This is a genomic window from Pelagihabitans pacificus, from assembly GCF_009371985.2.
Classification (GTDB): Bacteria; Bacteroidota; Bacteroidia; order Flavobacteriales; family Flavobacteriaceae; genus Pelagihabitans; species Pelagihabitans pacificus.
Window position 1 is genome coordinate 577749 of sequence record NZ_VIKU02000002.1, and the last position, 22072, is coordinate 599820.

At 44.7% G+C, this 22072-nt stretch carries 23 protein-coding genes; 6 read left to right on the top strand and 17 right to left on the bottom strand.

The window, feature by feature from the left end; genetic code table 11:
* Positions 1 to 5 precede the first annotated feature (5 nt).
* The 9 genes from FK220_RS09895 to FK220_RS09935 all read right to left on the bottom strand — a co-directional run bounded on the left by FK220_RS09895 (position 6) and on the right by FK220_RS09935 (position 9220).
* Positions 6 to 878, bottom strand: a complete 873-nt coding sequence (locus tag FK220_RS09895; RefSeq protein ID WP_152574144.1) for a hypothetical protein — start codon at positions 876 to 878, stop codon at positions 6 to 8.
* On the bottom strand, positions 875 to 2191 hold the full coding sequence (nrfD, locus tag FK220_RS09900; RefSeq protein ID WP_152574145.1) for an NrfD/PsrC family molybdoenzyme membrane anchor subunit: 1317 nt from the start codon (positions 2189 to 2191) through the stop codon (positions 875 to 877). Before nrfD ends, FK220_RS09895 begins: the two co-directional genes overlap by 4 nt.
* A gap of 2 nt (positions 2192 to 2193) precedes the next feature.
* Positions 2194 to 3162 carry a 4Fe-4S dicluster domain-containing protein gene (locus FK220_RS09905; RefSeq protein ID WP_152574146.1) on the bottom strand — a complete coding sequence of 323 codons (969 nt, stop codon included), beginning with the start codon at positions 3160 to 3162 and terminating at the stop codon, positions 2194 to 2196.
* Positions 3163 to 3174: 12 nt separating this feature from the next.
* Positions 3175 to 3450, bottom strand: a complete 276-nt coding sequence (locus FK220_RS09910) for a hypothetical protein (RefSeq protein WP_152574147.1) — start codon at positions 3448 to 3450, stop codon at positions 3175 to 3177.
* Positions 3451 to 3469: 19 nt separating this feature from the next.
* On the bottom strand, positions 3470 to 4360 hold the full coding sequence (locus FK220_RS09915) for a DUF5777 family beta-barrel protein (RefSeq protein WP_238718971.1): 891 nt from the start codon (positions 4358 to 4360) through the stop codon (positions 3470 to 3472).
* A gap of 18 nt (positions 4361 to 4378) precedes the next feature.
* Complete coding sequence (locus FK220_RS09920) at positions 4379 to 4774, bottom strand: hypothetical protein (protein ID WP_152574148.1); 396 nt, start codon at positions 4772 to 4774, stop codon at positions 4379 to 4381.
* Between the two features lie 145 nt (positions 4775 to 4919).
* Positions 4920 to 6050, bottom strand: a complete 1131-nt coding sequence (locus tag FK220_RS09925) for a hypothetical protein (RefSeq protein ID WP_152574149.1) — start codon at positions 6048 to 6050, stop codon at positions 4920 to 4922.
* A 326-nt stretch (positions 6051 to 6376) separates the two neighbouring features.
* Positions 6377 to 7690: an OmpP1/FadL family transporter gene (locus FK220_RS09930; RefSeq protein WP_152574150.1), complete on the bottom strand. Its 1314-nt coding sequence runs from the start codon at positions 7688 to 7690 to the stop codon at positions 6377 to 6379.
* A gap of 267 nt (positions 7691 to 7957) precedes the next feature.
* Entirely contained in the window at positions 7958 to 9220 is a 1263-nt protein-coding gene (locus FK220_RS09935) for an NAD(P)/FAD-dependent oxidoreductase (protein WP_152574151.1), read from the bottom strand.
* A 126-nt stretch (positions 9221 to 9346) separates the two neighbouring features.
* Here FK220_RS09935 and FK220_RS09940 point away from each other — a divergent pair, with 126 nt between their 5' ends.
* From FK220_RS09940 to FK220_RS09955, 4 genes are read left to right on the top strand one after another with little or no spacing between them, the layout of a single operon-like run.
* Positions 9347 to 10567 (top strand): sulfite oxidase, encoded by a 1221-nt coding sequence (locus FK220_RS09940; RefSeq protein WP_152574152.1) that lies wholly within the window; start codon positions 9347 to 9349, stop codon positions 10565 to 10567.
* Positions 10567 to 11061, top strand: coding sequence for a monoheme cytochrome C (locus FK220_RS09945; RefSeq protein ID WP_152574153.1), 495 nt, complete (start codon positions 10567 to 10569; stop codon positions 11059 to 11061). The genes FK220_RS09940 and FK220_RS09945 overlap by 1 nt, the downstream gene beginning before the upstream one ends.
* A complete protein-coding gene (locus FK220_RS09950; protein WP_166204855.1) occupies positions 11045 to 12004 on the top strand; it encodes a sulfurtransferase in 960 nt (319 codons plus the stop codon). Before FK220_RS09945 ends, FK220_RS09950 begins: the two co-directional genes overlap by 17 nt.
* A 2-nt stretch (positions 12005 to 12006) precedes the next feature.
* A complete protein-coding gene (locus tag FK220_RS09955) occupies positions 12007 to 12885 on the top strand; it encodes a sterol desaturase family protein (protein ID WP_152574155.1) in 879 nt (292 codons plus the stop codon).
* Positions 12886 to 12887: 2 nt separating this feature from the next.
* Here the strand turns inward: FK220_RS09955 and FK220_RS09960 are convergent, their stop codons facing one another.
* The 8 genes from FK220_RS09960 to FK220_RS09995 all read right to left on the bottom strand — a co-directional run bounded on the left by FK220_RS09960 (position 12888) and on the right by FK220_RS09995 (position 20293).
* Positions 12888 to 13568, bottom strand: coding sequence for a hypothetical protein (locus tag FK220_RS09960; RefSeq protein WP_152574156.1), 681 nt, complete (start codon positions 13566 to 13568; stop codon positions 12888 to 12890).
* Between the two features lie 257 nt (positions 13569 to 13825).
* Entirely contained in the window at positions 13826 to 14512 is a 687-nt protein-coding gene (locus FK220_RS09965) for an aspartate/glutamate racemase family protein (RefSeq protein WP_152574157.1), read from the bottom strand.
* Positions 14513 to 14627: 115 nt separating this feature from the next.
* Positions 14628 to 15647 carry a Tll0287-like domain-containing protein gene (locus FK220_RS09970; protein ID WP_152574158.1) on the bottom strand — a complete coding sequence of 340 codons (1020 nt, stop codon included), beginning with the start codon at positions 15645 to 15647 and terminating at the stop codon, positions 14628 to 14630.
* 40 nt (positions 15648 to 15687) lie between these two features.
* Positions 15688 to 15972, bottom strand: a complete 285-nt coding sequence (locus tag FK220_RS09975; RefSeq protein ID WP_317168323.1) for a rhodanese-like domain-containing protein — start codon at positions 15970 to 15972, stop codon at positions 15688 to 15690.
* Between the two features lie 177 nt (positions 15973 to 16149).
* Positions 16150 to 17565, bottom strand: a complete 1416-nt coding sequence (locus FK220_RS09980; protein WP_152574160.1) for an MBL fold metallo-hydrolase — start codon at positions 17563 to 17565, stop codon at positions 16150 to 16152.
* Between the two features lie 129 nt (positions 17566 to 17694).
* Positions 17695 to 18495 carry a sulfite exporter TauE/SafE family protein gene (locus tag FK220_RS09985; protein ID WP_152574161.1) on the bottom strand — a complete coding sequence of 267 codons (801 nt, stop codon included), beginning with the start codon at positions 18493 to 18495 and terminating at the stop codon, positions 17695 to 17697.
* A 76-nt stretch (positions 18496 to 18571) separates the two neighbouring features.
* On the bottom strand, positions 18572 to 19204 hold the full coding sequence (locus tag FK220_RS09990) for a Crp/Fnr family transcriptional regulator (RefSeq protein WP_152574162.1): 633 nt from the start codon (positions 19202 to 19204) through the stop codon (positions 18572 to 18574).
* A gap of 3 nt (positions 19205 to 19207) precedes the next feature.
* On the bottom strand, positions 19208 to 20293 hold the full coding sequence (locus tag FK220_RS09995) for a site-2 protease family protein (protein ID WP_152574163.1): 1086 nt from the start codon (positions 20291 to 20293) through the stop codon (positions 19208 to 19210).
* Positions 20294 to 20403: 110 nt separating this feature from the next.
* Here FK220_RS09995 and FK220_RS10000 point away from each other — a divergent pair, with 110 nt between their 5' ends.
* Together FK220_RS10000 and FK220_RS10005 are read left to right on the top strand one after the other, a co-directional pair.
* The gene (locus FK220_RS10000; protein WP_152574164.1) at positions 20404 to 21342 is read left to right on the top strand and encodes a 1-phosphofructokinase family hexose kinase; all 939 of its coding nucleotides are present in this window, start codon (positions 20404 to 20406) and stop codon (positions 21340 to 21342) included.
* A 117-nt stretch (positions 21343 to 21459) separates the two neighbouring features.
* A complete protein-coding gene (locus FK220_RS10005; RefSeq protein ID WP_152574165.1) occupies positions 21460 to 22071 on the top strand; it encodes a flavin reductase in 612 nt (203 codons plus the stop codon).
* The last annotated feature ends 1 nt before the right edge of the window (position 22072 follow it).

The window sequence follows — 22072 nt, forward strand, 5'->3', positions numbered from 1 at the left end:
TTAAATTAGGATTTAGTTATTCTATATAAATTTCGAATTAGATACAGAATGGGGCCCCAGGTCACTAGTACCAAAAAGAGGGTAAAAAGTAAAATAAACAGAGGCGTTTTGCCTCTTGGACCCCAGAGAGTATTTTCGTTAAACGTCGATTCTTCGATAATGGGAACGCCAAAAGGGGCAACACGGATGTCCTTCACAGTGCCATAATCATCACTGTCGCTTAGTACCACTTCCAAAGTAAGATTGCCATCCCTTCCTGGGATTCCTTCCTCAACTGGAACTATGACAGTGCCATTTTCATCGGTATAATTAAATTCTTCACCAATTGGCAAAGGGTGTATCAAACGTTTTACCTGAACTTTTAGCGGAATTTCCGCAATTGGCAAGTCGGTAATGGCCTCTGTCAAGGTGGCCTCGATATAGTTGACGCTGTCTTTCGTAGCCAGTTTGGTGGTAATGTTCGCATCCTTGAAGTTTATGGTCTTCGATGCCCGTTTAAACCTGTCATTACCCTCAAAGGCGATTCCGATGGTGTAGGTATTTGTTGAATCTGCCCGTATACGATCTAAGGACGGCAATATATAGCTACTTTTTCCACCTGCATCGGTAGCAGTATTGCCTAAGAAAAATTCTTCATCCTCGAATTCATAGTAAACTTTCAAATCGATATGGGGAACATTGGTCATTTGTTTGTCAATTCTGGAGATAGCCTTTATATCAAGATATCCTTGTCCGTTCATGACCTTCACGTAGTCCAGTGTGAGGCGAACGCTATTTTTTTTGGCACTTTGCCCATGCAAAACAGCAAAATTTAATGGAAGAACAAACACAGCCAAAAAGATGAACAACACGGTATGTATGCTTTTTGTATGCTTCATGGTTTCGCTTCTTGAAAGGTTCCCACAATGGATTGTTCCTCTGCCGTACGTTGTATAGGGATGGCAGGTAAATATCGGATAAGTACCGTAATTATTAATAGGGCCATGGCCAAGGTTGCCAAGGTAATCGCCCATTCGTGCACACTAGGAAAATAGGAATGCCAAGATTCAGGAACCCCTTGAATCGGTAAAATGGGTTCCAACAAGGTAGGGGTTATGATTATATAGCGTTTCCACCACGATGCGATCACTACGATGGAGCCCACTAAGAACATTGGCAATGGTTTTCTTCCTTCCTTGAACAGTAATACCACCGTAGGCAAGACAAGCCCTACCACGGTTACCAACCAAAACAGAGGGGCATACTGCCCCGTGAACAAGGTGGTCAAATGGGCATCTTCCGCTTTTTTGGCCGTGATAGCTGGAATCAAGTATTCATTGACATTGAAATAAATATAAATCAAACAGGCCAAAACCAATAATTTTCCCATCTTGTCAAAATGGTAGTCGGTGATGTAATCCTCCAATTTTCTTGCCCATCGTACCACATAGATAACCGTGATCAAGGCTCCCACCCCGGCAACAAAGGCCCCTGAAATAAAATAAGGGGCAAAATTAGTACTATCCCAACCTGTTCGATAGGTAGTGGAAAACAGCCAGGCATCGACAGTTTGCAAAAGGATACCAGCAAGAAAAATCAATGCGGCCACCACCCTTATCGATTTCGCCTGGAGCGCTCTCTGAGCATCACTGCCGGTCCACTTGAGGGACAATCGGCCATACCATTTGCTAAGTTTGGGCTTTGTCACTTCAAAATATTTTTGAAGTATGGCGAAATCGGGAAGCAACGGAAAATAAAGCAATAATAAACTGATTACCAAAAAGGTAGGTATAATAATTACGTCCCAGGTAATGGGAGACTGCAATCGGGCGTGTATGATCAAATTCAACAACCTATCGGGTCTGGCCATATCGATCATAATGGTAATACCCGCCATGGTTATGCAGGCTACCGTAATAATTTCCGCAATCCTGACCAACGGTGTTCGCCATGCTTTTCTGGTCAATCGTAAAAATGCGACCGTGGCGGAACCCACAAAACTTGTGGCCACAAAAAATACAAAATTGGAAATATATATACCCCAAAGGGCGTAATCGCGCATATTGGTTACTACCTGTCCTTTTATAAGCTGATCAATGTAGGCGATAACTCCCAGGATAATGATCAGGATCAAAAAGATAATCCACGCAGCCCCAATTTTTCCATATTTCCTTGGAGCCAAATCGTCTACCATGTCATCATAGTTTTTCATGTCTATTCCGGTTTTTCAACAGATTGAAATTCCATGAAGTTTTCCATACCATCCTCGAACTCTACCAACCTGTCTACTGGCGGTAAATAGTACACGCTAGGTTCAGTACCCAATCCTTCCAGTAAACGATAGCCAGACTTCTCTTTCAAAAGTCCGCTTAAACGTACGGTTTCCTCCCCGTTGGTTACGGTGTCTTCGTATTTATCCCCAAAATAAAATACACCGTTGGGGCATGCTGTGACACAATGCGGAAGTTCCCCGTTTTTGACCATGTGCGGACAAAAATCACATTTATCCACGGTTCCCTTGAGACTTGGCATGCCCGCGTGTTCCGGAGTTGGTTCGTGGCCTAGCACATCCATATTCAACGTAATTTCCTGACCGGGTTCGCCCCAGTTAAAAACCCTCGTTGAATAAGGACAGGCGGCCATACAGAACCGGCAACCGATGCAGCGCTCGTTATCGATAAGAACAAGCCCATCTTTTCTCTTGAAAGTAGCATCAACCGGGCAAACGGTCACGCATGCTGGCCTATCGCAGTGCTGACAGGTAGTCGGCATCCAATACGGAGCGGTATCTTCGGATTCCTGCATTTGATAGACCTTGAGCCAAGCATTCTCCCCCGTGATATAATGTGCTTTGTTACAGGCTCTTTGGCAACTCAATGCGTTCTTACATTTGGCCAAATCGACCACCATCACAAACTTTCTATTCGGAATACCCTCCCGAACATCATAATCCATTTGATGGTCATGGGAAGAAACTACCTCGACCACTTCGGACGAATCGACCTGAATCAAGCTACCATCAGTTGTCATCAACTCCATTGTGTCACCCGAGGGCGATTCCGACTTGGCATTTAGCTTGCTGGATAATTTGGACAATCCAATGCCACCAACGAGCCCTGCCAGACCAATTTTTAGCCCCTTGTCCAAAAAACCTCGTCTCGACTTCTTACTATTAGCTGCCATATTCAGAGCGATTTATAGTGAATCATTTTCCTTTCCCAGCCAACGCAGGAAGGTAGTATTGGAAATGTTCTTCTTAACGATCTTGGATTTCCTCACAGTGCTTGTCTTTACCTTCACCGTGGTGCCATCCGGTCTCAAAAGGGTCTCATAAATATCTTCCTCAGGCCCTACCCCACTGTGTTGGCCAGAACGGCCAAACCCTAAAAAGGGGATAAGCAACGTGCTTCCAATAAATGGCAGTATACCCCTCCGTGAAATAGTTTTCTTTCTGTTCGGTTTTTTGTTCATGCTAACCACGTTATTGGTATTAAAAATTATAAAGTCTGGTAATATTAAAACCGATGGCGAAATCACCGTCAAAAAAATCGTTCCGGTTGAATATGATATTCCTTTGTGGGACAATACTCTGATAACTTGAAATGAATAACTGGAAGGCATGGGACGAGGTCCTAAACTCCACCCCCAGGCTTACTCCTGGCTTTGGATCGGTGAAGCCGGTCAAGGGATCGTAATCTGTATTGGATCCTTCCAGATAATGTACGAATGGCTGGGTGTAATCGACCAAAATGGCCGTCTGCGGACTCACTTTATAACGCCCTCCCAACGATAACGATACCACATCGTTCGGCATACGTTGTGGAACGAGATTATAGTGCGAAACGCTCCCAGCTGCCTGTATCGAAAGATTCGGATTCATTCGACGCGAAACAATCAATTGATGAAAGAAAGAGTAACGATGCTGGTCAACTAGAAAATTTTCCTTTCCCCTGGCATCAATGGTGAAATTTCCAAAATAGGTAACATTTACGGGTATCCTGTTCGAACGGGTTTGTTTAAGAATACCCAGTTTCCAGTTAAAATCTTGTAAGCGATCGAACTTTGTAGTACCAAAACCTACGGTAAGTCTTTCATGCAAGCCATAGGAAAACCCTATTCGAATATTGGACGGGGCCCAAATACCGATCAGATCGTTATTCCCCCCGTTGACAAGTCCGAATCTATGCCCCATCTGTACCTCGAGGGTCTTCTTGGGATTAAGGATATCTGTGGGCATTTCAATGATGTACGAACTTTCAAAAGCAGGACGCTGCGGTTTGTCTACTATTGAATCTTTTACCGATTCCGGTTCGGCTTCCTGTGGTAGAAGTATCAAAGGGAACAACAGGAAAAAAACATATCCGAAATTTAATTTTTTCATAATATAGTGTCTCACAGGTTAGTTATTTTCCGCGCCCCGGTCGATCCAGCCCCTTATCAAGGCGATTTCATCGTTAGTCAATACAAAGCCAGCGTCGATTGGATGGTTGTTCCCAGGTAATTTTTGAAAAAGCTCACTTCCCTCCGCATCCCCTGGTATCACGTAGTCGGGTACCAGTTGGTTGAAAGCGTTACCGATCCTTAGATCGGGATTGGCAATGGAACCGTTATGACACAGGGTACAGTCTTTGCCGCTTTGTGAAAATAGGGGCTCTATATCTGTCCGAAACGAAATTTCTTGATCATCCGGAATTTCTACCTCTTCCTCCGGAAATTCAATATCCTGATCATAGTAGCATGATAAATTGAATGAAATTAGGCTACCGATTAGAAGCAACTGGATTGACTTCTTCATTTTATTGGTATTATAAGATGCATCTCCGAGGTTCATTTTTAATTGACTTTAGTACCCGAAATTATACCCATCAATAGTTATGGCATGTGAAAGACCCAAGATGATGACGCTTTTACTTAAAAAGGACATCATGAGGAATCGTTATCTAATCTTGTAAGGCTTCAATAGAGTTTTTAAGCAATGCCTTTGCGTATTCGGGGTTGTGAGTTCCACCACTGTTATCTTCCCATAGGGTTTTATAATTCCAAATTGCCTGGGCATCTTTTACCGGAACTACAAGAGGATTTGAGTTACTGGCGTTATTAATTCCATCTCCTCCTAAAACAGCAACACTACCTGATGCAGAAATTGAAATATAATTTTTTGCTAGTAATAAATTTTCCAATGTAGAAAAGTCAGAGGCAAATCCATCGACCTCAGGTGGGGCTCCATTGGGGTGACAGGCAACACAAGCCTCGGCGGTCGGTAGCCAGGAATGAGCCCCATCTTCCATAGTAGTAGATGGTCCCATATGGCAGGCAACGCAGGAAGAACCGGTTCTATGGGTGGCTGAACCTACGCCTGGATAGGCAGCCGAACCTGCTACATTGGCACCCATGATACCCTCTAGCATCGTGGATTGCGGTCCGTGGTGCGGCCCAAATCGGAAACTGGTAATCGTATACTCTCCAGTACCTCCTGGAATTTCATAACTATTTCTAGGCTGATGGCAAGTAATACAATTATTGCTTGAACCGCCAAAATCGATTACAGTGGTCTCGTCGATTACCAGGGTAACAGGATCAATGTTTCTCAGTGCGTAATCAAATCCATCGTTTTCGAAGTCAAAAGTATTGTGGGTATCATGACAGGTGGCACAGGTTATGGGAGAAATGTTCGGATAAGGATTTATGGTATCATACACAATGGAATCGCCTAAAGCATAGGCCAATTCGAGTGTATATGGCTTCACCGCACCAGTGGTGACGTAATCTACATAGCCTTCCGTTCCGTGACATTGTGCGCAATTGGCACTGGCGCCCCTTGCAAAGGTCCCTCCTGTTGCATGCGCCGATAATGAAAAGGATGCAGCGATGGCATCCCTAGTAACATCGTTATGGCACGTGATACATGAAGCCGTACCATCAATCCCATCCACACCGTCGATTCCGTCGATACCATCTTGCCCGGCCGGACCGGGAATAGGTTCAGGAATTTCGAGGTCACTGGTACAATGAATGAGGAAAAAACCTGAGGCGAGCAGCATCAAGATGCCGGGAAACTTGGAATTTTTCATAGGTGTAATGGTTTAAAGTCCGTTGATCGTGACTAAAACTACCAATACAACAAGATTCAAAATATGATATTTATCATACCTTTAATTTTTTTTTATATTATATAAGAGACTGGGAATTACCTAACCAGCACTTCATATGCCACCTGTTTCGGAGATATAGAAAATTCCATAAATGCATTTTTGACCTTTCAAGGATTTGAAATTATCCCATTTTCAGCAAGATGTTTTACCAGCTGGTTACAGAAAAATTAAGGAGCGATATCCTGCTTCGGATATCGCTCCTTGACTTGATTTTCACTTCTTAAAGGGTGGCAATTCGCAGTCGACTAATTTGTGCCGAAAGTATAACTCACACCGACCATCATCATCGAAGTGGTCATATCGTATGATACCTCACTTCCAGGGATGGCTCCGTAAGGAGGAAAGTTTTGAATAAACTGTGGGTTCAATATGGGACCGGAAGTAGCGTCCCCACTGGAACCATAGTGGTAAACGGCATCCAAGGATAGTTGATCGGTAGCTTCGTAGCTTAAGCCAAACTGAAACGCATTCTTGATAATAGCGGTAGCGGGAATATTGAAGAAGGCTACATCGCTGTTGATGGGGTTGGAGCTATAAGTATAGCCAACCCGTAAGGGCAGTTTGGTTACCCCCTTGTATTGAACACCTGCAGAAATGATATTGATATTCTCCCAACCAAATCCTTGTACCGAAGCGGTAGATGTCCAACCCGTAGTGGAGAACCCATCGGTATTTTCATAATCTACCAAACGGTAATCCAAAGCCAAATCCACATCACCGAGGGAATAGCCGAGGCCTAGGGAATAAATAGCAGGATAATCCATATTGAAGCTATTGGAACCGGTCGAATTGTCTAAATAGGTATTGTCGAACTCAAAATCCCCAAAGGCTTGCGTAGATTTATATGACGCCCCGGCCTTGAACCCGGTTCCTGAATCGAAGAAAACCCCCAATTGCGCCCCAAATCCAATGGCGGAAGCCTTATCGGCGGAAGGATATCCGGCAGCCGTAGGGTTCGCGGTCGGATTGGGCATTAGCTCCAAAGTGGCATAATTAAAAGTGGGCTCCACACCGATTGAGAATTTATCGGAAAGCTCATACGCCCAGGTAAAACCGACTTGCAGTAAGATATAATCCGATTCGATACGGCCAAAACCGCCCATGGTCTGAGGCATATTGATCGGGTTGGTGTTACTTTCGGGGAAAGTAACCCCGAAACCACTAATCCCGAAGGCCGAGGCCCCAAAAGTGTGTTTGCTGTCTTCCCTACCCCAGACCATTGCCAAATTGGGTAATGGGGAAACTCCCCTATCGTCTTCGGTAACTCCACTGAAGACATTACCCGTAGGCTGGCCAGTGGTATCGAATTCCGGTACGGTGGAACTTAGTTCAGGTGAGGAAAAGAAAAGTCCGATATCAAACTTTACGATTTTATCATCGAAAGCAGAAATAGCAGCCGGGTTCCAATGCAAGGCTCCAGAAATATCCAGCGGCTGGCCTGTGGCCGCACCCCCCATTGACATATTTACGGAACCCACCCCCTGCATGATATGACCCGCCTGCGAAAATGCCACAGTCGAGAAGATCAAGGCGCATAATCTTAAAAGATTTTTTTTCATAATAGTAGTTATTTTAGTTAATTTTTATTCTCTTTTCAAACATCCTTAATACCTGATACCTTTTGAACGGTGACTTAAGAAATGGTACATTACAAGAACACTAAATTAACTGAATATCAATTTATTAGCTATGATTATTATCATAGACAAAAAATTTGTTTGTGTAATTTTTTTGCTCGTCCGATACCGATGATCATGTTGGTTTCATCCAACAAAAAAGGAGGGACAAACGTCCCTCCTTACAACCAGAATCATCAATCAAAAAACCTATACATTCTTACCCTTCATCATCTTATTCCAATATAGATAAGGGAGTCCGTATTTTTTTAACATCCACAATCGCCAATGCTCCTTGGCGCTATTGAACACCAACAGGCGTTTTAGTTTTGGATCGGGAATAAAGTTGTTCTTGTAGTCGAATTCAGCAAGGACCATTTTCCCGTAACCGGTGACCAACGGACAGGATGAATACCCATTGTATGATTTATTGCTTGCCTCTTGGTGCTTCAATAAACGCATTAGATTGTCTACAACGATCGGTACCTGTTTCCGGATTGCCGCTCCGGTTTTTGCCGTAGGCAAGGCGGCAACATCCCCTAGCCCAAATATATTGGGATATTTGTTGTGTTGCATTGAGTGGTGGTCAACATCGAGCCACCCGGCATCGTTTACCAGAACAGACTCTTTAACAAATTTGGGAGCTGTCTGCGGAGGTGCCAAATGCAACATGTCGAACGGAATCTGGATGACCGCATCCCCCGTCATCGTTTCCCCCAATTCATTATCTGCATTGATAACGCACTGGTTCTCATCGGGAGCGGTATGATTGAAGAATACAATTTTTTTGTCGACATCAATCTTGTAGGGGGCATAGAACGGTTTAAAATGAATGCCATAACGGTCTATTACCCGTGTTAAGGTTTCCTTGACTTGTTTTACTCCGAATATGACCGAGCCCGGGGTGGCAAAAATCACGTTGGTCTTATCCTTCAGTCCGTGTTTCCCGAAATAATCTGCGGCGAGGTAGGCAGTCTTTTGGGGGGCACCACCACATTTAATTGGAGTTGTCGGCTGCGTAAAAAGGGCATTGCCCCCTTTAAAATTTTTAATGGTTTCCCACGTATGTCGGGGATCGGTGTAGTTACTACAGGCAATCCCTTTTTCCATGGCCTCTGGCAAGCCTTCGATTAGGGTGGGGTCCATGATTAACCCTGGGGCTACCACCAAATAATCATACGAGAAGGTTCCGCTCCGCTTGGTGGAAACAGCATTATTCCCTGGGTCAAAACCTTCCGCATAATCCTTTATCCAAGTAACACCTTTGGGTATTAAACCTGACATAGGTTTGGCAGTCTTGTCATAGTCGTAGGTACCCGCCCCTACCAAAGTCCAGGCAGGTTGGTAATAATGGGTGTCCGCAGGTTCTATGAGTCCGATATCAAGTTTGCCGTTCTTTTTCAATAATTGGGTGGCGGTCATGATACCAGCCGTTCCCCCTCCGATAATCAGAATTTGATGATGTGATTTCATTTTTGCCAAATTTTAGGAATTTCCTAAAAATAAATACCTTTTATCAGCTATACTGTAACATTGGTTACATACATTGAGGTGTATAATGTATTATTTTAGAAGACTAAATACTTTGAACAGTTACCAATGAAAAGACGAAACTTTGTTAAAAGTACCCTATTGGGGTCGATGACCACCGCATTGGGAATCGATATTGCATTTGGCGCGGTAATGCCGGAAGGTTACACTCCCCTTGCGCTGCAAGATCCCGATCCGTTCAAGATGTTCGATAAGGATCCCCAAATGGTGGTCTTGAACGATAAGCCATGGAATATGGAAGCCCAAGCGCACCTGCTGGACGATAAGATTACGCCCAACAAATATATGTTCATCCGAAACAATGGTAAAATTCCGGAGACCATTGACGTAGACAATTGGACGCTCGGCTTTGATGGGGAATCCGTAAAACAACAAAAGACCTATACGCTGAATGAACTAAAAACAAACTTCAAGCAGTATACGTATCAGCTTACTTTGGAATGTGGGGGAAATGGGAGGAGTGAGTTCGACCCGCCCGCCAAAGGAAACCAATGGACCATCGGCGCCGTATCCTGTGCCACGTGGACGGGAGTACGGCTAAAGGATGTGTTGGAAGACGTCGGGATCAAGGATAATGCCGTTTACATCGGCTACCACGCCGCCGATACCCATTTGAGTGGCGACCCCTCGAAAGAGCCCATTTCAAGGGGAGTACCAATCGCCAAAGCCTTACAGGACGAAACCCTGATCGCGTTCAAAATGAATGGAAAAGACATTCCATTGGCCCATGGGTATCCGTTGCGCTTGATAGTAGGAGGATGGCCGGCCTCGGCCTCCGGAAAATGGTTAAATCGGATTAGCATTCGAAACAAAGTGCATGACGGACCTAAAATGACGGGTACTGCCTATCGCGTGCCCTGTAAGCCAGTAGCACCTGGGGAAAAGGTGAAGGATGAAGACATGTGCATCATTGAATCGATGCCCGTAAAGTCTTTGATTACCTATCCCAAATCCGGTGCAACCATCAAAAAAGGAAGTTCCTTCAACATTCGAGGTCATGCTTGGGCCGGGGAATTGGAAGTTTCCAAGGTAGAATACTCCATCGACTTTGGCAGCACTTGGAAAACATGCCAATTGGAAGCACCGGCCAATAGATTGGCGTGGCAACATTTCAAGGCTAGCATAGAATTCCCTCAACAGGGATACTACGAGGTTTGGGCCAGGGCAACCGATAGCAATAATATTGCCCAGCCGATGCTGCTACCGGGATGGAATCCCAAAGGATATCTGAACAATGCCTGTCACCGAATCGCTGTAAAAGTTAGCTAATGGAAAATCAGGATAAGCTTAAGGAAAGTATTCGGCAGATACGTCTTTTGATGTCGACCATCTTTATCATATTTATAGCCATCACCGGGATTTTGGTATATCTGTTGATCGATCCCAGTCTTTCTGCCTTTCAATCAAGCACACCTGAAGAAACCTATGCCGCAGTTCCTGGGACGACTATTGAAGAGGAAGATGATTTTGACAAAATTGAAAACGGGATACACCTCCGTACAGGATTTGTAGAAGGCGACGGTTTAATGCTGGTAGTCAATAATTGTACCAACTGCCATTCTGCCAAACTGGTCACACAAAATAGGATGTCAAAAGAACGCTGGGTCGCCACCATCCGTTGGATGCAGGAAACCCAAAATCTATGGGACCTAGGAAAAAATGAGGAGGCCATTGTGAACTACCTCGCCACCTACTATGCCCCTACGGCCAAAGGGAGACGGCAAAACTTGTCCAATATCGAATGGTATGACCTGGAAAATTAGTCTTATGATCGTGCTTCTGCTGTTTCTTGGTTCCTGCAAAAATGACCGGAACAGGCATACCGATACCGAATCGGCAGTAGTGCAAGATTATCTAACTAGTGAATGTTTGCTGGAGGCCGATGTCCTTTTGTCGAACCCCAAAGGCCTTGACGTAAAGTTCATTGATTTTAGGAAACGCGAAGATTACCAAAAAAGTCATCTGCCCGGTGCTATCAATATATGGCGCAACGATATTGAGGACAGCATGTACCCCTATAGAGGAATGATGGCTTCGAAGAATACCATCGAAGCCTTGTTTTCAGAACTGGGCATTCAAAACACCGATACCTTGATTGTTTATGACAATCACAGTGGTTCCGATGCCGCCCGTCTTTGGTGGGTTCTACAAAACTACGATTTCGGAGCGGTAAAGCTCTTGAACGGAGGCATTACCGCTTGGATTTCTGCAGGAGGGGAAGTAACGGATGAAATCAGCGAGTTTCCTTCATCGAAGTTTACGTTGCCAGCGCATAGTAGTATGAAGTATCTGATTGGATTGGAGGGACTAAAACAAGAACTCGTTAAAAAGAATCCTCCGCTTTTATTGGATGTCCGTACTCATGATGAATACACCGGAAAACGACAGAAATCGGGGGCCTCGCGCGCGGGCCGTATCCCGAACAGCCAATGGATCGATTGGGCCCATGCCATTGACTACCATGGGTCCGGTAAGTTTCGTTCCACCAAAGAGTTGGAAGCCCTGTATGGACAATTGGGAATCTCTAAAGAGGATCCCATAATTACCTATTGCCATACCGGGGTGCGATCGGCCCATACCACCTTTGTGCTCACCGAATTACTGGGATATACAAAGGTCAAAAATTACGATGGTTCATGGACCGAATGGAGTTATTTTGAAGATCTACCCATTGGAAAAGATAGTATAACCTTAACTTTGCAATAGCTATGGAAAATTATATAGATGCCTTTGTTAATGCCTTTTTAGGAAGTGTGCAATGGACCTGGAAGTCCATCATTTTTGAAGTGCCCTGGTATACCAATTACTTTTGGGGTCTCATCGCCATTTCGTTGGTCGTGTGGTTATTGGAAATTCTGTTTCCTTGGCGCAAGGATCAATCTATCTTCCGAAGGGACTTTTGGTTGGATGCCTTCTACATGTTCTTTAATTTCTTTATGTTCGCCATTGTTATCAGTGGGGTCTACAAACTACTGGAAGTTTTCTTCGGCGATATCGGGATTACGGCCAAGTCGTTGGCAGTTGTAGACCTTTCGACCATGCCCATGTGGCTACAATTGGTGCTCTTTTTCATCGTCTTGGATTTCGTACAATGGTTCACCCACGTACTACTACATAAATATCCTGTTCTATGGAATTTTCATAAGGTGCACCATTCGGTAAAAGAGATGGGGTTTGCGGCACATTTGAGATACCACTGGATGGAAAACGTGCTCTACAAGCCCTTAAAAGTGTTCGGGGTAATGATCTTAGGTGGATTTGAACCGGAACAGGCCTATATTGTTCATTTTGCCGCAATCGCTATTGGCCATTTGAACCACGCCAATATCAAGATTACCTGGGGACCCTTGAAGTATGTGTTCAACAATCCCGTGATGCACTTGTACCATCACTCCTATGTATTACCGGAAGGAAAGTACGGGGTCAACTTTGGGATTAGCCTAAGCCTTTGGGACTATATTTTTAAGACCAACTATGTACCGGAAGATAGTGGCACCATTCCACTAGGATTTCCCGGGGATGACAAGTTTCCCAAAGACTTTTTTCATCAGAATATTTACGGTTTTGGGAAATCGAAAAATGACTAAAATTAGGACTTGGAGTCAGGAAGGTGCACTCCCAGACGCACTATTGAAACGCCCATCACCGCGAGCCAAATAGCCTTCATGTGAAAGAGTGGTTTGTAGATCTCGAAGTTGTCCGGGATACCCATGACGATTGCCATGGCTGCCAGTCCCAGAAGTGCGGTGAACCATCCCAACCATACGCTGACGATTTTCCATTTAACAAGTCCAAGCCCTAACAAAACCAGGCCAACTCCTGAAAAGACACGGCCAAAACGAACAAAGCAAGTGACGTATTGGTTCGTATACAGGATATTGTTCATAAATTCCTGAACCTCAGCTGCCGACTTACCAATGGTGTTCCCCACACCCCAAGCACCGAAGTTATAATAAAACGCAGAGGCGATGGCCAAGGTAATGCTCCCTACTACCACCATCCCGGCACCTGGTGTGATTAAAACACGATAGGGCTTCTTAAAGGTAATCGATGCGAGGGCAAACATCGCTATGGCCATAATGACCCACCCGAAAATATGAATACGGTACATCCATATCCATGTCCATAGCTGTTCGTTAATAGCGACAAAGTCCGAAGCTACCAAATACTCACCAACATGGTGCGGGGATAACAACCAGCCACCCCAGAGCATAAGGGCTGCAGCGATAAAGGCCCAACCCGTAAATTTGGTTTCAAAATCTTTCTTCATAGGTTTTATATTTGAATGAATTTGTATTTCCGAAGTTCACTCGGATCAAAATAGTACGTATAGACTTGATAGGAAGGCTTTGTGTCTTGAAAGGTATTGTATTACCCTTTTGAACCAATTTCCCTAGCCTACAAAATAAGCATGCTAGAATTTTTTTTTGGTAACCTAGGTTACACAAGGGCAATTAATCTACTAGGCTAGCAACTGACTTCGGCAGATATTCTGACTGAAATCATATTCAGGGGAACTCCCGAAATCTACTCCTCCCCCAAAACAAAGTCAACTGCCATGATGGCGTGGAGCTGCGTAGTAGCCAACAGGGGAAGGTCAAAATCGTTTGGGTCGATGAGCATTGGCAATTCGGTACAACCTAATACAATGCCCTCGGCCCCGGCATCCCTTAGGAAATGCATTTGCTTTAAAAAGAACTTTTTGGCTTCATGGGTAAAGGTGCCCTGCGTCAATTCATTGGAGATATAGTGATGGCATGTATCAAGGTATCTATTTTCCGGAACGATGGTTTCGATTCCAAACCGGGTCTTGAGCCTGGATTGAATAAAACCTTTGGTCATCGTAGGCCGATTTCCTAGGAGTCCTACTTTTTTCAATCCTTTTTTTAAAGCTTCTTTTCCGGTCGCATCGGCAATGTGCAAAATGGGAATGTTGATTTTGGGTTGCACGAAATCGTAAATCATATGGGGCGTATTGGCGCAGATAACAATTGCTTCGGCTCCTGCCTGCTGCAACTTGGTGGCTACATCGAGATAGGTGTTGTTGATTTTAGGTACATTTTGTTCCCGCATCAGTTCTATGTTGAGGCTATAAATAATCAATGGTGGATTGGCCTGTTTCCCTATTTTATCCCCTACCACCTCGTTAATCAGTTTATAGTAAACGATGGTCGAATGCCAAGAGGTTCCTCCAATAAGTCCGAGTGTTCGCATTCCAATAAAATGATCAATTAGCGCTTCTCAAAATCAATGACACCTAGTCCTGGTCATACATTGTTAAAGCCAACATGAATGCTTATTGCTATTACTATGCCCATGATATGAAGATTCAGTCGTGACCGTTTTCATCAAAAACAATGCTCCACATGCCTCGAACCTGGTTCACATCGTACCCTACCGCTTGGTCATTCGGATACAATTTTTTGAGCATCGTGAGGGTTTCGTCCCCTACTTGTTCATTCGGTTTTCCGTGGCACTGCAGACACATGACGTTCGTGGTAATGGGATAGTAAAATTGGACCTCCCCGTTTTCGATTTGGACAAAGGGAGATGGTTCTTCCCCAGATTCTATGGTTTTTTTGAAGGAAGCAATATGGGCCAATTCTTCCCCATTAGCCTTATTATTAGGATTCCTAGGTTTGTCGGAAACCCTTTTGATGACCGCATTGCTCATAACGGACATGCTGTCGGTGAGCTTCAAGGCTTTCTCGTTACAAAAGGCAATCGCACCGACAGGTCCGCCTTCTTGAATGGCTTTCTTTAGATTTTTGCCCAACTGGGCCTGCGTGGCCAAGGCATACCCTAATCCAACATTGGCATAAATTTTTTCGGGCTCTTGGTAGGCTATTCCCTTTTGTTGCCCCATTTCCTTTCCTTTCCCCATTTGACGCCCTTTGCCATGTTGTCCGGCATAATGTGCATCGAACCAATCGGGTTTTTCGACTTCATGTTCGTAGAGGTAATCGGCAATCTGTTTCAAGGCTCCATCGGGATGTGGCATATATGGCATACAGCCAAATCGTTTTAAGGCTCCGGGCATTTTCGATGCTGTTTCGGGATCATTGACCCAACGTATCAAGGCCTTGGTAAAAGCTTCCTTGGTGGTACTCGAATCGATGTAACGCATTTTAATCGCCACCATGGGCGGTGCGATCATCTTGGCTTGGGAGACGCTTGGGTTATGGCATACATAACACTCCGTTTCCATGTATTTCTTTCCCGGATGGGTATCGGAATCCTTGACTGCAACCTCGACTGCCTCATCGGTAGTAGGGACCACCGCCTCTTTTTTGCCATCTTTACAACCAAATAAAAAGGCAAGCAATAAAATAAACAGTACAGGTTTCATTTTTACCGATTTAAATTCTATATAAGCTCCCAATGAGTTCTTATTTCCATCCCATGTAACCACGTTTTAAATCAAAGATTTTCGAAAAACCCATATCCAGTAATTTTTTGGCCGCTTTTTGGCTACGGGCTCCTGAGCGACAATAGATATAAACCGGTTTCCCCTTGTCTAATTTCCCAAAGGATCGTTCAAAATTCGTCGAGTCATAAAAATCGATGTTTATCGCATTTTTGATATGGCCCTGATTAAATTCCCGGGGGGTTCGCACATCGACCAACTGAACCTTGTTGCCCATAATGGCGTCTGCGTACGTGTGGACGTCCAATAGGCTGATTTTATCCGAATCTGTAGTTTTTGTTCCAAACAGGCTACTAAAAAATGACATAATACTTGCTATACGTTAATTTTTCCAATTCCTTAAAAAAGGGAAACGACCAAAAAATGACGGCCGTTTCCCTCAACAACCAACCAAACATGCCTGCCTTTCGACAAGCAACTATTTTTACAGCATGGTAGTCGGACAGACATAGTCAGACTTGGCTACACTGGTCTTCGAAATGGCATCAAAACCTTCAACGACATCGACGAAGTCGTTCCAACCCCGTTGTTTCAGCATGGAAGCGGCTATCATACTGCGATACCCCCCTGCACAGTGTAGTACAAAAGGCTTGTCTTTTGGAAATTGTGATAGATGCTGATTGAGCTCGTTCAAGGGAACGTTTATGGCCCCGATCACGTGCTCGGAATCATATTCGCTCTTCCGCCTCACGTCAAACACTAAAGGTTTCTCCGATTCGTAGGCAGCTTCGAATTCATCAACTGAGATACGGTCTACGGTTTCAAAATCCTTTCCGGCTTTTTTCCAGCTTTCAAAACCACCCTCCAAATAACCAATCGTGTTATCGTAGCCTACCCTGGAAAGACGGGTAATGGCCTCTTCCTGTTTACCCGGATAGGTAATCAATAATATTTCTTGCTTTACATCGGGAATCAGTTCCCCGACCCATTGGGCAAAATTGCCGACAAGGCCGATATTGATACTATTGGGAACAAAGCCTTTGGCAAAATCCTTGGCATCCCGGGTATCGAGCATCAAGGCACCTGTCTCATTAGCGGCGGCCTCAAAGCCGTCTACCGATAACGGGATCTTTGCCCGATCCATCACCGTATCCAGGCTGTCGTACCCCTTGATGTTCATCAATACATTCTGAGGGAAGTATCCGGGAGGCGTGGTTAAACCGGTGAGCAATTCCTTGATAAATTCCTCTTTGGTCATGTCGGCCCTTAAGGCATAATTGACCTTTTTTTGATGTCCCAAAGTATCGGTAGTCTCCTTGCTCATCATCTTTCCACAGGCAGATCCCGCCCCGTGGTTAGGATATACGATTAAGTCATCGCTTAAGGGCATAATCTTGTTCCGAAGCGAATCGTACAGGTACCCTGCCAATTTTTCTTCTGTCAATTCCGATATAACGTGTTGGGCCAGGTCGGGTCTTCCCACATCGCCAATAAACAAGGTGTCGCCTGTAACGATACCATGTTCCTTTCCCGTTTCATCGATTAATAGGTAGGTGGTACTTTCCATGGTATGGCCGGGGGTATGAATCACCTTCACTTTATAATCCCCTACCTCAAAGACTTGTCCATCGGTCGCCACCAAGGCGTCATAACCGGGTTTGGCCGTTGGACCGAACACAATTTGGGCCCCTGTTTTCTTCTGAAGATCCAAATGACCACTTACAAAGTCGGCATGAAAGTGGGTCTCGAAAACATATTTGATCTTGGCATTGTCTTTTTTAGCCCGATCGATATAGGGCTGTACTTCGCGAAGGGGATCAAAAATCGCCGCTTCCCCGTTGCTTTCCAAATAGTAGGCCGCATGTGCCAGACATCCGGTATAAATTTGTTCTATCTTCATACTACTGATATTATTGGTGAGTACTTCAAATGTAACATCTATTGAAAACTATTACTGTGACTTAGGTTACAAAGCTCCTATTTTGGGTATAAAAAAAGGCTGATATAAATCAGCCTTCCATCTAAATTCCTAGAAAAGTTCCTTAAAAATAATATAGACGCCCATAATCAATACAAACCAGCCAAAATACTTCTTGAGTTTACTTCCTTCTATGAACCTACTGAGCCAAATACCGATAAAAATCCCTACCCCTGAAAGTGCAGTAAATGCCAGTAGGAAGTACCAATCGATTTCCAGATTTTCTACGTCTCCGATGAATCCTATGAGTGATTTGATGGCAATAATCAACAAAGAAGTGGCCACGGCCTTTTTCATCGGTAACTTCGCCAACATCACTAGGGCAGGAATAATCAAGAATCCACCGCCAGCGCCAACAATACCTGTCAATACACCTACCACCAAACCTTCCAAAACAATCATGGGATAATTGTACGCCACCTCGGCATCGTCATCGTTACAGTTTTTGCAGCGACCCCGTATCATTGATACCGAAGCGAGCAACATGATGATAGCAAAGAATACCATAATACCGATTTCCTTGGTGACCATCAGGTTCCCAACCGTAAACAATTCATCGGGTATGGCGGGTACCAGGTATTTCCTTGTAGCGTACACCGCAATAAAAGCGGGTATCGAAAAAACGATGGCGGTCTTGAAATCGACCAACCCTTTTTGAATGTTCTTGATTGCTCCCACTAGGGAGGAGACACCAACCACAAATAGGGAATAAGCGGTAGCCGTAACCGGATTAATATACAGAAGATATACTAGCACAGGAACCGTCAGAATGGAGCCCCCGCCCCCGATAAGACCTAGAACCACCCCAATAAGAAGAGCGCCCAGGTATCCCAAAATGTCGGTTATCCCCATAGTAGTGCATCCGTGATTACGGAAGCAAAAATAGGGTGTATACACGCCCTAGGAAGTAACAATGGTTACATTGCCATTAGTGGGTAACCATGGTGATATGGCTTCTGTGAAGTTCTAATTTTCCCATGTTTTCCAACTTTTTCAGCAACCTTGAAACCACCACACGGGAAGTATGCAGGTCATAGGCTATTTCTTGGTGGGTATTGTGGATAATACGGTCGTTCGTTACCCTGGTCTTATCATGTAGATATTTCAACAAACGCTCATCCATTTTAAGAAAGGCAATGCTGTCGACGGTCTCCAATAGTTCGTTTAATCGGGAATGATAGGTTTCCAAGACATAGTTTCGCCAGCTCTTGTATTGCGCCAACCATTCTTCCATTTTTTGTACAGGGATCATCACCAGTTTGCTATCGGTCTCCGCAATGGCCCTCACTTCACTTTTAGTCTGTCCCATACAGCAGCTCAATGTCATGGCACAGGTATCCCCGTTTTCCAAAAAATAGAGCAATAATTCGTCTCCATGACTATCCTCCCGAAGCACTTTTATTACTCCCGTTACCAAGAGCGGCATTGATTTGATGTATTGGCCAATTTCAATCAATGTAGAACCTTCGGAAACCTCCTTAAAAGTTCCCACTTGGTTGATTTCGTGCAACAGCGCATCCTCAAAAATATGTCCGAAGTATGTGGTTAGTTCCTGGATCATGACTTACATGTTATTGGCCTTCAACAATATGAACTCGCTTATATTGGTCATATCGATGGCGCCGATCATTTTACCTTCACTTGTTACAGGAAAAAAGCGCCTTTTTTCCCTTCCGACCAATTCCAAAACTTTAGTAATTTCCGTGGCGGCATCCACCGTCTTAAAGGAAGTCTGCATGACATCGCGTATCTTGGTCGATGGCCGGGCGGCGTGTTTGATGATATCCTTTTGATGAACAATTCCTACGGGCATATCATTTTCAACCACCAAAAAGTCTTTTTCGGAGCCTGCCAACAAAATATCGATGGCATCCTGTACATTATTATCGGGATTAAGAAGGGTAATATTGGTCAACATCGCTTCTTTGACCGTATGTCCCGCCAGTAAGGAAGCTTGCTTCACCATTTCATTCTCGCCATAAGCGCCAAAGAATATGAAAAGCGCTATCAATATCAAAAACGGGTTGAACAAGAGGCCCAGGATTAAAAAGAAAACAGCCAAAGCCTGCCCCAAGCTTGCAGCAACGGCAGTTGCCCGGACACGTCCTAGTTTAAACGATAAAAGGGCTCGTAGTACACGACCGCCATCCATGGGAAATGCTGGGATCAGATTAAAGACGACCAGCAGTACATTGGCGATCAAAAGATAAAATAAAAAGTTTTGGAAATTTACTTGGTACAGCATTTCCTCCAGTACCACCGCATCAAAACTAAAATAGCTTCTCACTGGGACAATCAGGGCCAGTAATATGGCGATGATCACATTCACGGCCGGGCCGGCCAAGGCGACCAGTAATTCCTGTTCGGGTTTCTCCGGTATTTTTTCCAGCGAAGCGACACCCCCTATCGGTAATAGCGTAATTTTTCTGGTGACAATGTTAAACCTTCTTGCCGTCAAGGCATGACCTAGTTCGTGCAATACGACACAAAGGAACAGTACGAGAATCAATGCCTCATTGAGCAATACCCGCTCCATGTTACCCCCGCGTTGTATCTCGACAATAGCGACCCAAACCAACAATAGCGTAAAAGTCCAGTGGACCTCTATCTTGATTCCAGCGACACTTCCCAACTTCAATACACCCTTCATCGAACGTCGAATTTAGAGTGAAAGTAGTACGGATACCCTTTTCGGACAATGACCATTATCATATGAAGAACAAGTAGGTAGGGTTACATTTGGGAATATAGTCGATACCAATGGAGAAAGTAATCACTCTTACCGTGAATCCGGCAGTAGACAAAAGCACGTCCGTAGCCGGAATAAAGCCAAATAGCAAACTACGCTGTGACCCACCGGTATTCGAAGCTGGCGGGGGTGGAATCAACATATCGCGCGTCATCAAGGAACTTGGGGGCACTTCCCTTTGTATGTATCTTGCCGGTGGCGCCACCGGGTCGCGATTGAAGGAAATGCTTACCGAAGCGGATATCCTACAGCAAATTATTCCCACTTCCGGTTGGACCAGGGAAAATCTGGCGGTAACAGATACCACCACCCAACAACAATATCGATTTGGAATGCCAGGGCCCGTTATTCAGGAAGAGGAGTGGCGGCAAACCTTGGATCACCTTGACGAAATCTTGGTGGAAGGAGATTACCTGGTAGCAAGTGGAAGCCTTGCTCCCGGGATTCCGACTGATTTTTATGCAAAAGTCGCGACCCTGGCAAAACGTAAAAAGGTGCGGTTCGTGCTCGATACTTCGGGAGAGGCGCTTATTATGGGCGCACAGGCGGGTGCATTTTTATTAAAGCCCAATTTAGGGGAACTCAGTGCCTTATGTGGCGTAACGTCTATTTCCTCGATAGACTTGGAGCCCCTCGCCAAACAGTTTTTAGCGGAAAACCCTTGCGAGCTGATGGTCGTTTCCCTTGGCCCAAGAGGTGCCCTGTTGGTCACCAAGGAGTATACGGAATACATATCGGCCCCTACCATACACCCCCAAAGTACCATAGGTGCCGGGGATAGTATGCTAGCGGGTATGGTATTGGGCCTGGCAAAGGGAAAATCGTTCAGGGAAATGGCAAAATACGGAGTGGCCTGTGGCACCGCTGCCGCCATGAGCCCCGGCACCCAGCTTTGTAAAAAGGACAATGTGGAAGAGCTTTACCAATGGATCTTATCCCGTACGGCATAAGTACCTCTGGTAGTCCCACCCTTTACCCCTCCTGATCTAAATCATCGTATCAGCGTTTTTGGTTCAGTATTTTTAGATGTTTAAGAAACGGATTTGAAATATGTGAAAGGAATGAATATGGAAAAGGATTTTAGCACCGATTTCGTACCCTTGGCAATCGAAAAGCCCATTTGGAATCGGTTTTTTACCATTGCCCCCTTGATTGTAGTTGGCACCAAAGAGGGTGACGGGTACGATTTGGCCCCCAAACATATGGCCACTCCCATCGGGCACTCCAACTATTACGGATTTGTTTGCACTCCAAAACATGCTACCTATCATAACGTTAGGGAAAACGGTGAATTTACCGTAAGTTTTCCCATGTCGGACCAGACGGTTTTGGCCGCTTTGAGCGCCTCGCCGCGCTGTGGGGACACTACCGGAGCCAAAGAAATTATCTCGGCACTACCTACTTTTAAGGCCAATACCGTTGATGCCCTATTCATTAAAAATTCCTATTTGTATCTGGAGTGTGCGTTGTTTCGAATTGTAGACGGTTTTGATGATTACAGTCTTATCACCGGCGAGGTAAAAGCGGCGTATGTCGATAAGAATTATTTAAAAGCATCGGAAAAAGACGAACAACAACAGCTGTACGAACATCCCTTACTAGCCTATTTGGCACACGGGCGATTTGCCAAGGTCTCCAAAACCTTCAACTTTCCATTTCCAAAAGACTTTAATTTTTGAC

Bases quoted from the DNA above. Each gene is read 5' to 3' on its own strand.
- FK220_RS09895 (WP_152574144.1), bottom strand. From the start codon at position 878: ATGAAGCATACAAAAAGCATACATACCGTGTTGTTCATCTTTTTGGCT.
- nrfD (WP_152574145.1), bottom strand. From the start codon at position 2,191: ATGAAAAACTATGATGACATGGTAGACGATTTGGCTCCAAGGAAATAT.
- FK220_RS09905 (WP_152574146.1), bottom strand. From the start codon at position 3,162: ATGGCAGCTAATAGTAAGAAGTCGAGACGAGGTTTTTTGGACAAGGGG.
- FK220_RS09910 (WP_152574147.1), bottom strand. From the start codon at position 3,450: ATGAACAAAAAACCGAACAGAAAGAAAACTATTTCACGGAGGGGTATA.
- FK220_RS09915 (WP_238718971.1), bottom strand. From the start codon at position 4,360: ATGAAAAAATTAAATTTCGGATATGTTTTTTTCCTGTTGTTCCCTTTG.
- FK220_RS09920 (WP_152574148.1), bottom strand. From the start codon at position 4,774: ATGAAGAAGTCAATCCAGTTGCTTCTAATCGGTAGCCTAATTTCATTC.
- FK220_RS09925 (WP_152574149.1), bottom strand. From the start codon at position 6,050: ATGAAAAATTCCAAGTTTCCCGGCATCTTGATGCTGCTCGCCTCAGGT.
- FK220_RS09930 (WP_152574150.1), bottom strand. From the start codon at position 7,690: ATGAAAAAAAATCTTTTAAGATTATGCGCCTTGATCTTCTCGACTGTG.
- FK220_RS09935 (WP_152574151.1), bottom strand. From the start codon at position 9,220: ATGAAATCACATCATCAAATTCTGATTATCGGAGGGGGAACGGCTGGT.
- FK220_RS09940 (WP_152574152.1), top strand. From the start codon at position 9,347: ATGAAAAGACGAAACTTTGTTAAAAGTACCCTATTGGGGTCGATGACC.
- FK220_RS09945 (WP_152574153.1), top strand. From the start codon at position 10,567: ATGGAAAATCAGGATAAGCTTAAGGAAAGTATTCGGCAGATACGTCTT.
- FK220_RS09950 (WP_166204855.1), top strand. From the start codon at position 11,045: ATGACCTGGAAAATTAGTCTTATGATCGTGCTTCTGCTGTTTCTTGGT.
- FK220_RS09955 (WP_152574155.1), top strand. From the start codon at position 12,007: ATGGAAAATTATATAGATGCCTTTGTTAATGCCTTTTTAGGAAGTGTG.
- FK220_RS09960 (WP_152574156.1), bottom strand. From the start codon at position 13,568: ATGAAGAAAGATTTTGAAACCAAATTTACGGGTTGGGCCTTTATCGCT.
- FK220_RS09965 (WP_152574157.1), bottom strand. From the start codon at position 14,512: ATGCGAACACTCGGACTTATTGGAGGAACCTCTTGGCATTCGACCATC.
- FK220_RS09970 (WP_152574158.1), bottom strand. From the start codon at position 15,647: ATGAAACCTGTACTGTTTATTTTATTGCTTGCCTTTTTATTTGGTTGT.
- FK220_RS09980 (WP_152574160.1), bottom strand. From the start codon at position 17,565: ATGAAGATAGAACAAATTTATACCGGATGTCTGGCACATGCGGCCTAC.
- FK220_RS09985 (WP_152574161.1), bottom strand. From the start codon at position 18,495: ATGGGGATAACCGACATTTTGGGATACCTGGGCGCTCTTCTTATTGGG.
- FK220_RS09990 (WP_152574162.1), bottom strand. From the start codon at position 19,204: ATGATCCAGGAACTAACCACATACTTCGGACATATTTTTGAGGATGCG.
- FK220_RS09995 (WP_152574163.1), bottom strand. From the start codon at position 20,293: ATGAAGGGTGTATTGAAGTTGGGAAGTGTCGCTGGAATCAAGATAGAG.
- FK220_RS10000 (WP_152574164.1), top strand. From the start codon at position 20,404: ATGGAGAAAGTAATCACTCTTACCGTGAATCCGGCAGTAGACAAAAGC.
- FK220_RS10005 (WP_152574165.1), top strand. From the start codon at position 21,460: ATGGAAAAGGATTTTAGCACCGATTTCGTACCCTTGGCAATCGAAAAG.